The organism is bacterium, from assembly GCA_021372535.1.
In the GTDB taxonomy this organism is placed as follows: Bacteria; Latescibacterota; Latescibacteria; order Latescibacterales; family Latescibacteraceae; genus JAFGMP01.
This window is the reverse complement of record JAJFUH010000037.1, coordinates 1-16,236: the sequence shown is the minus strand read 5'-3', so window position 1 is coordinate 16,236 and position 16,236 is coordinate 1. Positions and strand designations below refer to the sequence as shown.

Annotated in this window: 11 protein-coding genes; 4 read left to right on the top strand and 7 right to left on the bottom strand. The window is 50.0% G+C overall.

What is annotated here, in order from left to right; genetic code table 11:
* Nucleotides 1-893: 893 nt before the first annotated feature.
* The 4 genes from LLG96_03675 to LLG96_03660 all read right to left on the bottom strand — a co-directional run bounded on the left by LLG96_03675 (nt 894) and on the right by LLG96_03660 (nt 4,400).
* Nucleotides 894-1,625, bottom strand: a complete 732-nt coding sequence (locus tag LLG96_03675; protein MCE5249298.1) for a PAS domain S-box protein — start codon at nt 1,623-1,625, stop codon at nt 894-896.
* A 494-nt stretch (nt 1,626-2,119) separates the two neighbouring features.
* The gene (locus LLG96_03670; protein MCE5249297.1) at nt 2,120-3,067 is read right to left on the bottom strand and encodes a hypothetical protein; all 948 of its coding nucleotides are present in this window, start codon (nt 3,065-3,067) and stop codon (nt 2,120-2,122) included.
* 116 nt (nt 3,068-3,183) lie between these two features.
* A complete protein-coding gene (locus tag LLG96_03665; protein MCE5249296.1) occupies nt 3,184-3,387 on the bottom strand; it encodes a twin-arginine translocation signal domain-containing protein in 204 nt (67 codons plus the stop codon).
* Nucleotides 3,388-3,587: 200 nt separating this feature from the next.
* Entirely contained in the window at nt 3,588-4,400 is an 813-nt protein-coding gene (locus tag LLG96_03660; protein ID MCE5249295.1) for a ZIP family metal transporter, read from the bottom strand.
* Nucleotides 4,401-5,287: 887 nt separating this feature from the next.
* Here LLG96_03660 and LLG96_03655 point away from each other — a divergent pair.
* Both LLG96_03655 and LLG96_03650 read left to right on the top strand, forming a co-directional pair.
* Nucleotides 5,288-5,995, top strand: coding sequence for a response regulator (locus tag LLG96_03655; protein MCE5249294.1), 708 nt, complete (start codon nt 5,288-5,290; stop codon nt 5,993-5,995).
* Between the two features lie 413 nt (nt 5,996-6,408).
* Nucleotides 6,409-8,658, top strand: coding sequence for a beta-galactosidase (locus LLG96_03650; GenBank protein ID MCE5249293.1), 2,250 nt, complete (start codon nt 6,409-6,411; stop codon nt 8,656-8,658).
* Between the two features lie 18 nt (nt 8,659-8,676).
* Here LLG96_03650 and LLG96_03645 read toward each other — a convergent pair whose 3' ends face one another.
* From LLG96_03645 to LLG96_03635, 3 genes are all read right to left on the bottom strand, one after another.
* On the bottom strand, nt 8,677-9,792 hold the full coding sequence (locus LLG96_03645) for a PKD domain-containing protein (protein ID MCE5249292.1): 1,116 nt from the start codon (nt 9,790-9,792) through the stop codon (nt 8,677-8,679).
* Between the two features lie 381 nt (nt 9,793-10,173).
* Nucleotides 10,174-11,820, bottom strand: coding sequence for a hypothetical protein (locus tag LLG96_03640; protein MCE5249291.1), 1,647 nt, complete (start codon nt 11,818-11,820; stop codon nt 10,174-10,176).
* Nucleotides 11,821-11,868: 48 nt separating this feature from the next.
* Complete coding sequence (locus tag LLG96_03635) at nt 11,869-12,486, bottom strand: penicillin-binding protein activator LpoB (protein ID MCE5249290.1); 618 nt, start codon at nt 12,484-12,486, stop codon at nt 11,869-11,871.
* 558 nt (nt 12,487-13,044) lie between these two features.
* On the opposite strand from LLG96_03635, the gene LLG96_03630 reads away from it, so the two are divergent.
* A complete protein-coding gene (locus LLG96_03630) occupies nt 13,045-13,596 on the top strand; it encodes a hypothetical protein (protein ID MCE5249289.1) in 552 nt (183 codons plus the stop codon).
* A gap of 325 nt (nt 13,597-13,921) precedes the next feature.
* Nucleotides 13,922-16,236, top strand: a 2,315-nt coding sequence (locus LLG96_03625; protein MCE5249288.1) for an N-6 DNA methylase, incomplete at its 3' end; no start/stop codon positions are given.

Genomic DNA, 16,236 nt, shown 5'->3' with positions numbered 1-16,236 from the left:
TGCCGTACGAATCAATGTAATAAAAGAGGTTTTGCAAGGCAAGCCCGAGTTACAGGGAATCTCATAAAAGGTTAAGATCAGGCACAAGGCATAAGTGCAAAACCGATTCTCCAGTATGTTCTGTGCCTGAAATCCGCTGTTATCACCCGCCCGGAATGCGGAAGAACGGGTCTGAAAATAATGAAGGACATACCGGGGCGGTCTACCCGTATCACATCCCGTCTCAATTGTTATCATTTGTGAGACGTTAATATCATATTTATATACAATATGATATGATTCATCATATTGATGTTATCGCAATGATGTCTCATCATCTCATTGCCGCCGTCTTAACCGGCAACTGTTCCTGCCAGCCCGAATATTTTGTATATATTGTGTAAATACAATTGGTTATATGTGTTTTAATCATGCTTCGGCGAACGATAAAATAAATTGGCACAAATATTGCTTAATACACTTGCAGAAAATAAATGGTGACGATAATAATCATGATCGATAGATCATTTAACAATGAGGTGAAATTATGAACGATAACAATGAAAAAATCAAACATGCTGCCATGGCTCTCGGCGGTATCACGTACTACATCGCAATGAGCGGCTTTCTGATGCACCATATATCGAAAATCATATTCTAACGGGATGAGGTGAAATTATGAACGATATGACATATAAATACTACGATCTTACAATAGCTGTAAGCGGTTTGATTTACGCGGTCGTATTCTTGAAGTTCTTTGCAGCACAATTCTCCAAAATTCTCTTCTAATATCAATTCCCCACTTCTCTACCCAGGACGTCTCCCCTCAAAAGGAGACGTCTTTTTTTATGTTTAAACAGAATTTATTATGGAGAAAGGAATATCACTGAGAAAAAACTCAGGATATTCTCTCATGTTTCTTCGGTGGTGTTGTCCGTAAAAAGGTCGGGATAGAGGATTCTCTGGCAGTCGGGGCAGATACTGTGTGTAAATTCGGCCTGGGAGTGCTCGCTGATGTATTTTTCAACCTGATTCCAGTATCCCTGATCGTCGCGGATTTTTTTACATGAGGCGCAGATGGGTATCATTCCGCTCAGGGTGTTGATCTGGTCGAGAGCCTGGTCGAGCTGGGAGAAGAGTTTGATATGCTGATATTCGGCCCTTCTCGTCTCGGTGGTATCGACAATCAGACCCTCCATGCCTATAACGATGTCATTCCTGACCACGGGCACGGCGCACAGGGAATGATATCCCACTGCACCGTCATCGCACCGTCTCCTGAACTCGTGATGCACGACCGGTTCGCCCGCCATCACGCGTTCGATCATTTTCTCGGCCTCCGGTATGTCGATTTCCACTACCGTTTCAATGATATGCAGCCCGATGACCTCGTTTCTCGAAACGAAGTGATGCAATCTCACCCAGGCTTCATTGACGTTTTCTATACGGCCGTTACGGTCGATTTTAAAATAGCCGGCCTTGCAGAAATAAATCAGGTTTTTCATGCGTGTTTCCTGATTCCGGAGATCCTGTTTTATATCAGTATACTCGCTTTTTTCATGTTCGAGCTCGTCAACGCGTTTCCGGAGTACTTCGATTTCCTGCAGTAAATCTTTTACCGTTTTTTTCCGTTTTCTTTCCATTGTTTCCTCTGGTATAACCGCCATGAATGCGGGGCGCGAACAGACAATATTCCTTCACCGGGCGTATGGAAAAGACACCTTTTCTCCGGTCTCCCTGAACGATATGGCAATATCCGGAATCATCATATAATCACCTGTGCAATAAGTATCAATCGTATCACATGTATCCGGTGTGGTAGAAAAGCTAAATACATGCCACGAAACATCCCCTGTCCGGGACGGGAACACTATCTCTCTTGTCCGCAGGCAGATACGGACATGAAACATGATTATTCGGGTAACAAGCCGGAATTACCAAGCCTTCTCCGGTTTCTGTTTTGAAACAAAGATGCTCATTTTGAACGTTGTACGCAGATATTATACAATTTTCTCACGAATCCCTCTCCCCGAATATGAGAAGAGGGCGGTGAAAAAGTTTCTTTTTCACGCGCCCCTTATCATCAATCATATCCATTTTCGCTTCAGGGCCGGTTATTGTTTCCCCGGAATCGCTATTACCGGCTCGGGAGAATATAATCGTTCAGGCGGATAGCATCCTTGCCGTCCAGAATTTCCGCTCTGGAGATATGGTCCGACCAGACGCTTGTCAGGTTGATTTTTCCGACCATGGTTTCAGATTCGGAGGCATATACGTTGAACTGATCCCCCGAATTGACGCCATCGGCCGAACCTGCATTGATAGTGACAACACCGTTTTCTATAGAGAGAATCTTGAATTTCTTTTCCTTGAACCATGCGTTGTCAGGCTGTGTAATGGCGTTTTTAATATCTTTCTGAGCATTGTTGAGCGCTTCCACGACCGCCTGGCCCAGCAGGGTGTTGAGAAAACGCTTGGAGCCAAAATCGAGGCTGTCGAGCGACATAAATTCCATGTCGAGCCTTCTCGGTTTGCCGAACAGCTCGAGGCCGAGCCCCCGCGAGTTCTTGTCGTCCTCGCCGCGAGCAGTCGCGATAACCTTGCCGTTGGAAACATTCAAAACACGTACCTGCGAAACAGCCACTGTGGCGGTATAGGACTTATACCCGCCGATCATGGGCTCTCCCCCGCCGGTACGTTTATAGGTGAATTTGTCTATAACGCCGATTATGGCATAATCGGTTTGAAGTTGACGGGCGAAGGATATTATCTCACCGTCGGTTAAAACCTTCTGCTTCTGCTTCGAGTTGGAAAATATACTGAAAACCCGGCTGAAAAAGCCCTTTTTAGCCGGAGGAGCCATAAGCGCCTTCACCGTATCCATCGGAACGACATAGTAATATTCATCCATAAGCATATCGCCGAGCATTGTCGGTACTTCGTAGGTGAGCTTCCACGGTCCTCGGTAACCGGACTCATCGTAGAACGGAAGAAGCACTATCCTCCTCCCCTGACCCTCAACCTGTGATGTAAAAGCGATACAGAGCACCATTATGATTGTACATACTGCCAGTGTTTGTTTCATGGTTACCTCAATACTGAAAACTGCCTGTGTTTGTAAACGGTTTGTAAAACATACAGGGTAGCGCACTGATTTTCGGGCCAAATTCACCTTCCCGAATCAATCGGGTTACGGGAAAGTCATTCCTCGCAGAGATACTTACCGTTCTCGTTTTTTCCTTTGCAGAACAGCGGTTGATCGAAATACGGGCACCGGGTGTTTTCATCCACGGGTCCTTCTCCATAGCCGTTCTCCGCCACTGTGTCACGGGCAGTGAGACCTGTTCCCGCTGCCGCTCCGATGACCGCTGCATCCTTTATAAAATCACGCCTCGTCGGACTCATTGTCCCTCCATGATTCATGTATGCTCGATTATTTCATGATCGACCGTCACACTACATGCAAATAAATATAGAGAAACATGGTAAAAAATCAAGGAGTTTCGGAAAAAGGCCCCCGTGCGACCATGCGCCCCGGGAGAGCGCCTTACTGTACAACTGTAACAGTAATCTGTTCCGGTGTATCCTGTTATAACCATCATAATCTACCCCAGCGCGACATCGAGCGTCATCATCACCGCAAACCCGAACATTGCGCCCATGGTGGCGAAGTCGGTGTTCCCGTTTCGCTGGGATTCCGGGACGACTTCCTCGACAACGACAAAAATCATCGCCCCGGCGGCGAAGGCAAGAGCATAAGGAAGAATGGGCCGCATGATAAAAACGAGCGCCGCACCGAGCACACCGGCGACCGGCTCCACAACACCGGAAAGCTGACCGTACCAGAAGCTTTTCCACTGCGAAAGCCCCTCGCGCCGGAGCGGAATCGAGACAGCGAGACCCTCGGGAAAATTCTGGATGCCGATTCCGAGCGCCAGCGCAATAGCTCCACCGAGCGTGGCTGAAGGTATACCCGCTGCGACCGCGCCGAATGCCACGCCGACAGCAAGACCCTCGGGTATGTTATGGAGCGTAATGGCGAGAACGAGCAGGATGCTCCGGCGCCATGTTGTCCGCGGTCCCTCGGCTTCTTCGGTGGGAAATCCCAGATGAAGGTGAGGTATAATCTTGTCAACCGACCAGAGGAAGAACCCACCCATGAGAAACCCGACAAGCGCGGGAACCCACGAGGGCACATCGAGCTCAGCCGACATCTCGATGGCCGGGGCAAGAAGCGACCAGTAGCTCGCCGCCACCATCACTCCGGCGGCAAATCCGAGGAAACCATCGAGCATCTTCCGGCTCAGCTCCTGACGAACAAACACCACCGCGGCGCCAAGGGCGGTCACTCCATAGGTGAATCCGGTGCCGATAAGGGCCTGCACAACCGGATTCAGGTCTTTCATGAAGTCGAGCATCGTTTCCTCCTTGCGGTCTAAAAAGCTTAGTTCCTTTTCAGCCATTGTCTCGGTATCGGGAAAGAATCGACCCGAATATGGTACAAAAGCCTTTAAAGCGGGAACAGACTAAGGAATTTCCCTCTATCGGGTTGTTTTCCGTGAATATCATCGAAGTACAGGGTATTTACCTGTTAAAATCATTCATTCGGAGTGTAAATCCCAGATGTTTATTGAATCTCATATCATATCCTGCATCGTATATCGTCCGTGATAAGTTACCGAAAACGCTCTATCCTCCCCCGGGATTATGTGGGCTGTGAAAAAGTAATCCGGTAATCCGGTTAAGTCAGCTAACATCATTAATCCCCCTCGGCTTCGCCGTCTCCCCCTTATAAAACAAAGGGGGATGAAAGTGCCCCTAAAGCCGCTCTTCCCTTAACAAGGAGGGATGCCGCAGGCAGGGGGGATCACGTATTATCGGAAAAAATCATCGATTCTTATTTAAAAAAGTTTATTTATGCTTATCAAGCTGGATAACCGGAAAAAGTATTTTTTTCACAAGCCTTTTAAGTCGGCCCCGGGGAAAAAACAATTTTTCATTAACTGTTTGTAGTTTGATATAATTATTTCTATATTACCGTTATGTAAAAATTTTTAACAAATTCCTCATTAATAGCTCATATTATCTTGATGCAAAATGAATAATTTAAAGGAAGGATTGAGGGGAGAAAGAGCGATTGTTTCTTTCTTCCTTTTTCAAAAAATAAACCAATCGATTCTTTTTGCCGTCAAATATATGATTACATGCTGAGTCTTTATATTGTTTCAGACGCGGCAACCGGATATATGGTTCTGTATAAAATGGTTTGATGAATATTTCCCTGTGAAAACATGTCACGATAATCATGGGAAGGAGATTCGTTAACGTGTGTGGAAATATTATGGTTGTAGATGATGAGGAACCAGTGCTTAAAATGGTTCATAAAGCACTGACGAGAGCCGGATACGCATGTGACAGTACCGATGCTGTTTCGTCCGCGCTTGACATGATAAATACCAACGATTACGATATTGTCCTGTCAGATAAAAATATGCCATCGCTCGACCGGTCACATGACGAGGGCGGTATTGAAATCATAGCATATGCAAAAAAACATAATCCCGCCACGGAAGTGATACTCATGACAGGATATGCATCCACGGACAGCGCTGTAAAAGCCCTGCAGCTCGGGGCGGTCGATTATATCATGAAGCCGTTCAGTATCAAGGATCTTCTGGAAAAAATCGCTTTTATCAGATCGTGCCAGACATTTATTAACGCCGAAAACATGATTCCCCTGTACAAGTCGTTCCATGCCGGGCTGCTTGAAATTCTTAATACCGATTGCCATATCGACTATGAAAACCAACAGAGAATCATGACTTTTTTCAACACGAAAATGGAATATATGTTCCGGACTGTTAAAAATTTCGAGCGACTCGTTCTCCAACAGCGCGAAACGATGGGAAATCTTGCATCTCTGTGCGGAGAGCTGCTGACGAATACTCCTCAAACCGACCCGCGGTATCCGGTTTTTGAAAAAATATTCGAGCTGGCATCCATGAGGATTTGATGTTTGAGCTGCATTTCAGTTATGAACAGCCCCGACTCAAACATCGAGGAAATCCATACATTTATTTAAATTCTGCAATGAACTGCACCGCATGGGGTATTATTCCTCCATCGCTTTAGCTCTACGGCTCTATGCTTTACTTCGTGTCCTCCTGAAAGGGTAAGATGCGGGCTGCAACTCCGTTAATTATCTGCCCCGGTACAGGTAAAGACATCATGAATGGGCTTATTTTTACTCCGCATCACACTGCGATCAATTCAATTGATTAAATTCCGTTATTTCTGTACTTTTCGGTTTGTGGCCGACGCATCGAACTGAAAAACACTTGTATACGGGACATGGGATTTCTATTTTGTGATTCAACATAGCTATCTGAGTTTTCACTATAAAAAATCTGTCCGGGAGAGCTCTGTATGAAAAACGGAAAATGGTGTTTGATATCGGCATTATGTGTATTCGCGGCATCGTATCTCATGGGAACATCAATCGCTCAGACCGGGAATAATAACGGCCCGGTTGTGACAATTGCCTCCTTCAAAGGCGTCCCCACGGTATTCGTCGACGGTGTGCCGCATTCGGGCATGACGTATATGACCTATAACCCCCAGGAACGGTTTTTCAATGATTTCGGCAAGGCAGGCGTCAATTTCGTCTCCTTCTTCACGACAGCGAATCAGATACCGGGTGTGCCCAAACCGGTCTGGGTCAGCAGAGACTCGTTCGATTTCAGCGAGATGGACACCATCATGAATTTTATCTACCGCGCCAATCATGATGCGCTCATTTTCCCCAGGGTTTATCTCTTTTCGCCTCCCTGGTGGAACGACGAACATCCCGACGAGCTGATGCGCTATCATGACGGAACGACGGTGAAACCGATTCGCCGGAATCCGGGAGGCACGGCTCTCCCCTCCTGGGCATCGGAGATATGGCGCGAAGATACCGCATACTGTCTGCGGCGCATGATCGAACACATAAAAAGTCAACCCTACGGTCACCGCGTCGTGGGATATCACCTCGCTTCCGGCGGTACGGACGAATGGTACTATTACCCGAATTACGAATGGTTTTTCAGCAACAAGGTCATGGATAATTTCCTCGATTACAGTATACCGCAAACGAAAGCGTTCCGTAAATGGCTCAAGGAAAAATACGGTACCGACGCAGCGCTTCGTGCGGCATGGCACAATAAAACCGTCACGCTCGAAACGGCGGAAATCGCATCAAAGCGTGACAAGCTGAATACCGATCTGCATGTCTTTTACGATCCGGCGCACAGCCAGAATGTGATCGATACCTATGAATTCGAAGCGTTCATCGTTGCCGACACCATCGAATACTTCTGCCGTGTGGTAAAAGAAGCGACAGACGGGCAGGCGTTCACGGGGGCATTTTACGGGTATGTCACCGGCGCGGTTGACAAGGTGTATATTGCAACGCACCACTTGCTTCAGAGTCCATATATCGATTTTATCACTTCGCCTTCCGCATACCAGTTCAGGGAAGCGGGTTCAGGATACAGCACGAACAGGGGCTGCCTCACGTCGGTTGCCCTGCACGGCAAGCTGTGGTGGGATGAAAACGATTACAGAACATATCTGACACCGGGGAAAAGCGAGATCGAGGGATGGTCTCCCGATTTGCACTCCACCGAAATGCTGCAGCTCCGTCAGCTCGCAAACCAGATAACGAACGCCTCGGCTGGCTGGTGGTTCGACATGGGCGGCGGCTGGTTCGATTCGCCGGAAGCCATGGCGATGATAAAAAAGCTGAACGACATAGCCGAACGAAGCGTACAGTGTGACCGCACATCGGTCAGTGAAATCGCCGTTGTCGTGGACGAAAAAAGCCTGGCGGACATCGAGCTCGGAGGTAATCTCTACCGTCCCCTCATCATGGATCAGCGTCTCCCGGTCGGCAGAATCGGCGCACCGGCGGACTGGATTCTTCTCGATGATCTGGCGGCCGCACCCTCATACAAGATGTATGTCTTTCTGAATGCCTTCCGGGTGACCGAAGAACAGAAACGGGCGATCAGGCAGCTTCCTTCACGGGGCGCCAAGGCCATCGTATGGGTTTATGCGCCGGGACTTGTGAACAGTACGCTCGATGCGTCGGGAAGCATCGAGCTGACGGGATTGAATCTGAAACTGCTTCCCGACAGGGGACCGCTGTTCGTGGAAGTGAATGACGAAGGCGCGGCTTTTCTCCCGGGCGTGCGTGAAAAGCTCATGTACGGCACACCGAACCGTGTGGGACCCTTTGTTATCGGCGACGACTCATCGGCTGATGTACTGGGCACGATGTACGGCACAGATGCGCCGGGGCTCATCATGAAAACCATCGATAATGTCGAGGTATATTTTTCTTCTGCGCCCCTGCTGCCGGAATCCCTTCTCAGAGGCATCGCAGTGAGAGCCGGTGTCCACCTGTATTCGTTCAACGACGATATTCTCTATGTCAACGCATCCTTTATCGGCATACATACACCACGTTCGGGGAAACGAACGCTGCGGCTCCCCCGGAAAACCGACCTGTACGACGTTTATAACGACCGTGTTGTCGCGGAACAGGCCACAACAGTAACACTTGACCTGCCCGCGCGGCAAACCGCCCTCTTTTTCATGGGCAGCGAGAAGGAATGGCGTTCTCTGGGCCATTGATCCTTCCGTGAAAGGAGCTTATTTCACTGCCACATCCCAGATTTTCGACATCCTGGCTTTACCGTCCGGCCCCTCGACGGTGAGGACGACGATATAGGAATACGGGTATGTGTTACCGTCACGGTAGGAACCGGGCGCTTCGTACCGGTGAACGGGATGCTGTTCCGTCGATACTGTTCCGTCGCCGAAATCCCAATGCCATGAACGGATATTCCCGGTTGATTCGTCTTTGAACGCGACAAGCCGCCGATCCTGATCGACAACTGTGAACGACCAGCCCGCCGTAATGGCCGGTTTGAAACGCTCCTCGAGGGGCATGAGCCGGAAAGCGACGAGCGCGGAGGCATCTCCGTACACCCTCGTATTGTGCGACAGGTTCCAGAATGCCCCTTTACGGTTCACGGAAGGATCATCCCGGTCGAGTATCGCCCAGGAGAAACCGATAATCTTGTTTTCCTCCAGTTTGGACACGACCGAGCGTGACGGCCCTTCGTAGGCGGCGTAATCGAACGGTGTAATCCAGCATTCCAGCACAAGCCTGCCGCTTTCCCCGTGCTTGAAATTATACGAATACACCGCATTGGCCCACGGCAAGTCCGCTATCCAGGGCTGGCAGCCCCATGCGAGCGTCCAGTTCTTCCCTTCCGCCGGTGTGAAGATATGGTAGTTCTGGGCATGGACTCCATGGAACAGATATCCCGCCCATGTGTTGACATCGAGATCGTCACTGAAATTCGCGATCAGCGGTCCGCCCGAAAGGTCTGCATCCACCACGATCTCAAAGATGTCGCCGGTAAGGCCCGGATCCTTGAAATCCCAGTAATCGTCATAAGCCTCGTACAGGATGTACAGTCGATCCAGCCCTTTCACCCAGCCGAGCTTCACTTTGATATCGAGGTTTTTCGGATCGGGTTTGTTGCCGTTCACCGTATCCATGAGCTCGCCGGTTCCGATTGCATAATCGTCCGGCACCATGTCCCAGTCGTCCGTTTTGCCGTCGATACGCGGTATCATGTTCCGGGGGAACTGGAAAATCTTGTATTCCACACCCGGACGTTCGAGGGCGCCTGCACGCTCCGTCACCACACAGCAGGCCAGAACGGCAAACATTCCGATCGCCATCAATCGTTTCATGTATGCTCCTCACCTTCGGAAATTTTCATCATTTGACCAATTCAATGGATTATAAATAATATATTTACGAATATTTTCCCTGTCTATATCGTTCCGAATGATATGATCATAGTAATTTCTTTGCCAAACCAACAAATCCTCCACATTCCGCTGTTTATTTATACGTTTTGATGAATTCATTTTGAAATACCCAATTATTTTGGGCAGTAGCATGTTTCGCCGATATACTTTCCTATCTCTGATCGTTTGTCGTTTCTGTTGTAGGGGCAATTCATGAATTGCCCTTATGTATTGATCGTTTTCGATGAATAAACTGCAATGAATATGATTCGTCGTTAACATATTCATCAGCCGCCACACTGTTTGGTATTTGTTCCCCCCTCAGAACAGCGCGGTAAATACGCGGAGGGGATTGTTTCCCGGCTCGGAGAGGAATCTCTGCTCCTCTTTGTCGAGGATGCCCCCCGAACGGTCGAGATACTCAACCCGTACCGTGTGAGAGTCGGGCAGCACCGGGACACGGGCGATGTAGACACTGCCGGGGATGGCGAGCGAACACCGTGTGTCGGCATGTTCGAGGAGCTCGTTGGCGAGAAGGTCGAGGCCGATTTCGAGAGCATCGATCTGGTACTTGAGCGATTTTGCGTCATCGCTGTCCTTGCCTTTGTCTTCCACCGCTTTATCGTACTTCTCGCGGAGTTTTTTGAGGGATTTCTCCTTCACCTCGCGCATGGCAAGATACCGCACCGAAACGCGGGCAATGGTCTTCATGTAAATGAACGAGCGTTTGTCATTGAAGGCGTTCTCACCGATGTGGTTGTAATCGGCCGCCAGCTCCATGGGGTATGGGTCCCCGCCGTCGATACGAAGCTGCACGGAGGCTATGGAGCTTGCCCGGCGCTTGATTTCGGGTAAGGCAACCTTTACCACGTAATCGACCCCTTTATCGGTGAAATGGGCGCTGATCACCGTTTCGGTCTTTTTCGGCCCCTTGCCGGTAAACGCAACCACAATCATGCTGTTCCCGATGAACGCGGCGGAAGAATCAGGATCGGCCCTCATGGAAATTTCGGGGTCCGCCTGAGCGAGGGAATCGGCAAGGGACTGGAATCCGAAACCGGGATCGATCCCTCCCGCACGGGACGCTCCGACAAGCGCTTTTGTCAGGTACGCGGGCCTCACGGGGAAAAACCGTCCGCCATAACCGTTATACGCGAGCTTGTAGGACACCACCGCATCGTTGTAGTTCCCGGAGGCCTCGAAGAGCATCCCGGCAAGGTAATGGGCGAACGCATCGTCGCTGTACTTGTTTTTTCCCTCGTAAGCCTGCGATATGACACCGAGACGCTGCTCGCTGCGTCGGCTTTCGACAAGGGCGCCCTCGATGTCGCCATTGGCAGCAAACGCCATCGATGCGGCTGTTCCCGCAAAGGTCACCTCGTAATCCTCGCCGTAATAGGGCAAAGCAAGGTCGTTGGTAAGCACCGAGAGGACATTGGCGGTGACGCTTTTCGTGTAGTATTCCTCCGCCTTGTCTCCCACCTTGATGAGCCTGTTCGTACTCTCCCTGTAATCGCCCTTGTATACCGTGGCGATACCGGAATCCAGATTGCGGAGCAGCTCGTTTCTCGAGGATTTGTACCAGGGATTCTTTGAAACTCCGGATATAAACATGTCGTAGTCCCTGACCAGGAGCGCCTGTTCGAGACCTTCGGTTTCACGATGCGGTTCTCTGTTCTGCATGAAGCACACGGGAGCGAAATCGGTGAGAAGAAACAGGAGGGAACCGCAGATGAACAACTGCGCGGGTGCGGACGAGGAATGACGTGCACGGAATCCGAGCGCCGTGACTGCGGAAGACACGATACACCCCGGCAGACGACCGATCCGGTTTACCGCTTTGAGTATCCATGAACCGAATGTGTTCATTGGTTTTTTACCCTGTGTGGGATGATGTATACTCCCGGCATAATCCCCTGCCGGTGCGAGCATGCGCGCTGTAACCGGTTTTCCCTCCGAGCGGGCCATGACATCACTCCGGATACGGGGGCAGTATGCTTGGGCTTCTCTCCCGGATCAGAGCTTCAGTTTCTTGCGGTTGATAAGCTTTTTGATCTTTTCCTGCCCGGCCCAGACCTTGAGATTCTTTTCGACATTCACGAGGTACATGTCTATCTGGTAGGATACCGCTTTCTCTCCGCCCACCTCGTCGACAAAGGTGCTGATGGTCCCGAAGAGCATGAAATCGGCGCCGATTTCCTTCCCGAAATCCTTGATCGTATCGTCGGAGGCGTTCTGGAGCTGGTCGAGCCGCTCTCTACGGGTTTCGTCACGGTCGGCGGCGCCGGCAACGAAGGAGATTTTACCCGAGTTTATCAGCTCGCGCTCGATATCCGCCGTAAACGCGCCGGCATTGATGTGTTCGGTGGTGTTGTTTTTGATCCTGCCGACCATGACAACCGGATTGTCGGGTTTTCCGGCGAACCATTCGGCGAGCCAGGGCCGATCGAGCATATCCTTGATCATCTTCTGCGAAACAAGCCGCGAATCGGTGTCGTTCCATTTCCCCGACAAATCGGTCACTTTCCCGCTATCGACACGGGTCACTTTCGGTTTAGACCCGCACCCGGACAGAACCGGCATGAAGAGCAGCACAATGGCGAGGGCTGAAAACCATGGTATCAGTCGTTTCATGGTTCCTCCGATGGTATGGGATATATTCCCGAAAAAAGGGATAGTTCAAACAGCGAGCCCGGATTATTCATGAAAACATTCCACCACTAAAACACAAAGACACAAATAGATATAAGAATTTTTTTATACTATATTTAGCAACTATTAACCGTTTATATTCAATAATAGTATAAAGACCAAATCCGCGAAAATCCGTTCGATCCGCGAAAATCCGCGTCCAATTATATCTTGTGAATAGATCGAGTGAGATGACTGTAATGTATATCATTCCGCGATTTTCTGCAACCATGTACCATGTGAATATATGTGCTGACTGTATAAGAGTGAAGAAAAAAAACAGGAAAATCCACGGTTTTTTTTTACATATTCTTTCCCTCGCCGGATTCGGAGTTGCTTCGACCGGAATACTGTTTCATTTTCCCGAAAGAGATGGTATTTTCTTATCGGTATGGTGCGGTGACAGGCAAATCCCGGAAGAATCGGGCAGTCTTCCCGCAATCATGAACCCCTTCCCCCTGTCAGGCAGTGACTGTCAATTCACAGCAAGGAGGCGCCATTGTGCCGGTATCGCTCAATTACCTCGCATCCCATTCGCGGAACCTCGAATCGCTCCTCCAGACCTACCGTCAGATAAACCTGACCATCCAGTCGGTGTTCTTCGTCCTCGGTACATTCCTGCTGTCACGGATACTGGAGACGGAATCGAAAGAGATATGCCTCTACCTCGAAGTGCTGCTCATATCCCTCACCCTCTTCTCAACTATCGTCATGACAAAGTTTCAAAAGGTCATCACAGCCCGCGGGGACGATGTCACCTGGTGGCACCGTAAAATTGTCCGGGCGGAACAGGAGCTGCCCCGCGGCGAGCAAACATTCACCGAGTTCAAAATCTACCAGAGCCGCGATGTATTGAGCGACAGCGAGGTAGCCCGCTTCCACGATCCGGGAGTTACAGTCACCGACGAAGAGATCGATAAGCTCCTCCACACCGACCTCGACCATATCAGGAATGTCATAAACAGTTATATACTCAGGGGATTGCGTCTCCTGTGGATTATTCTTAATTTGATCAGCCTCGGCGCCTGTTTCTACAAAAACGTCATCATGTGAAAAAAGACAGGCATAAGTGATAAGGCAGAAGGCATTAAAGACAGGCACAAGGCACAAGGCATAAGGGAAAAAGATAAAGACAGGCATAAGGGAGCGGCTCCCCCTTTCTTTTATAAGGGGGACACGGCGAAGCCGAGGGGGATCGATCATGTTAGCTGATTTAACTGGATAACCGAATAAAACAAATCCGCTAAAATCCTCGTTCAATTACATTTTGAGAACAGAACGGGAAAGAGTCGCATTTTTTTCTTGAACTGCACCACTCAATACTATATTATGTGACGAGTACAGGTATGAACACTGTTTCCGCGGGACAACCGATGCCATGACATTCCCTCTGAAGGCGCACCACAAGCCGGTAAAGGACTATTACACCGCGCTCGAAACGTATGCGAGGCTCGGCTTCGGGAACGAAGGCGCGGTCAGAAGCGCATTCGCCGAGCTGCTCCGCCATGTCGCCCGCGCATACCATCTCACCCTCATCGAGGAATTCAAGGTCGAGCGCAACGGCTCCCACATTTTCACCGACGGCGGCCTCGTGGACGATTTCAGGCTCGTGCACGGCTACTGGGAGGCGAAAGACACCGGGGACGACCTCGACCGTGAAATAGAGCTCAAGCTCAAAAAAGGCTACCCCCGCACGAACATCATCTTTCAGGCGCCCGGGCGCGCGGTTGTCATCCAGAACGGCACGGAAGTGTTCGATTCGCCGCTCGACGACCCGGAAAACCTCATCGAGGCGCTGCGGGTCTTCTTCGTCTACCGGCGGCCCGAGATCGAGGAGTGGCGCACCGCGGTGGACGAGTTCAGCGTCATGGTGCGCCAGCTTGCCGAGACGGTGCTCGGGCTCATCGAGGAAGAACGCCGGACGAACAGAGAATTCGTCGCGGCATACGCGAATTTTTCGTTTTTGTGCAAACGGTCGATCAACCCGAACCTGTCGGACGCCGCCATCGAGGAAATGCTTATCCAGCACCTCCTCACCGCGCGCATTTTCTCGAAGATTTTCAACAATCCCGAATTCGTGCAGAAAAACATCATCGCCGCCGAGATCGAAAAGGTCATCAGCGCCCTCACCGTGCACCACTTCAGCCGCGGCGACTTCCTCAGGCCGCTCGATCCCTTCTACGCCGCCATCGAAAGAACCGCCGCTACCATCGAGGACTACACGCAGAAACAGGATTTCCTCAACACCGTCTACGAAAAGTTCTTCCAGGGATTCTCGGTCAGAGTAGCCGACACGCACGGTATCGTGTACACCCCGCAGCCCGTGGTGAACTTCATCGTCAACTCGGTCGAGGACATCCTCAGCCGCGAATTCGGACGTTCCCTGTCCGACCGCGACGTCCATATCCTCGACCCGTTCGTCGGCACGGGGAACTTCATCATCCATGTCATGCGGAAGATCAGGAAAACCGAGCTGCCGTACAAGTACGCCAACGAGCTCCACTGTAACGAGGTCATGCTCCTGCCCTACTACATCGCCTCGATGAACATCGAGCACGAGTACTACACCGCCACGGGGGATTACCGGCCCTTCGACGGCATCTGCCTCGTGGACACCTTCGAGCTCGCGGAAGGGCAGCAGGCGGAGCTGTTCACCGAACAGAACACTCAGCGGGTACAGCGCGAGAAAAGCGCGTCCATTTTCGTCATCCTCGGCAATCCGCCTTACAACGCCAAACAGGTCAACGAGAACGACAACAACAAAAACCGGAAGTACAAAATTGTCGACGAACGTGTGAAGGACACCTATGCAAAGGACTCGTCGGCCACAAACAAAAACGCCCTTTCGGACGCGTACATCAAGGCGTTCCGCTGGGCTTCCGACCGCATCGGCAGCGAGGGGATCGTCGCGTTCGTGTCCAACAACAGCTTCATCGACGGGTATGCGCTCGACGGGTTCAGGAAAAGCATACAGAAGGAATTCAGCACGATTTACATTATCGATCTGGGTGGTAATGTCAGAAAAAACCCGAAATTATCGGGCACGACTCACAATGTATTCGGGATACAGGTCGGCGTAAGCATCAACATTCTGGTTAAAAGAACGATAAAAAGTCAACCGACGGCAATCTTTTATTCACGAACCGATGAATTCTGGCGTAAAGAGCGGAAATACGAATATCTGGACGAAAAAATAACGTACAACAATCTCGAATGGCAAACCATAACACCCGACAAAAACCACACATGGCTGACCTCGGAACTGCATGATGATTTTGCAGGATTTCTCCCCATGGGGACGAAGGAAGGAAAACGGGCGGACGATACCGGAGCGGAAACCATTTTCAAAAACTACGGGCGTGGAGTTGCAACGACACGTGACACCTGGGCGTACAATTTCGACCGCGAAAAACTCGCCGTTAACATAAAGCGCTGCATCGATACATACAACGATCATGTTCTCCGATGGCAGGAAAAAGATAAAAACGTCACTATAGATGATTTTGTCGAATATGACGATACTAAACTAAACTGGTCAGAAAGTTTGAAAAATCTTCTTAAAAGAGGACATCGCATAGACTATGAAGAAAATAATATTCGTCTGTCATTATACAGACCCTTTACAAAATCATATCTTTATTATGATAAATACCTGAATGAACGCAGGTATCAGTTCCCTCATATTTACCCGAC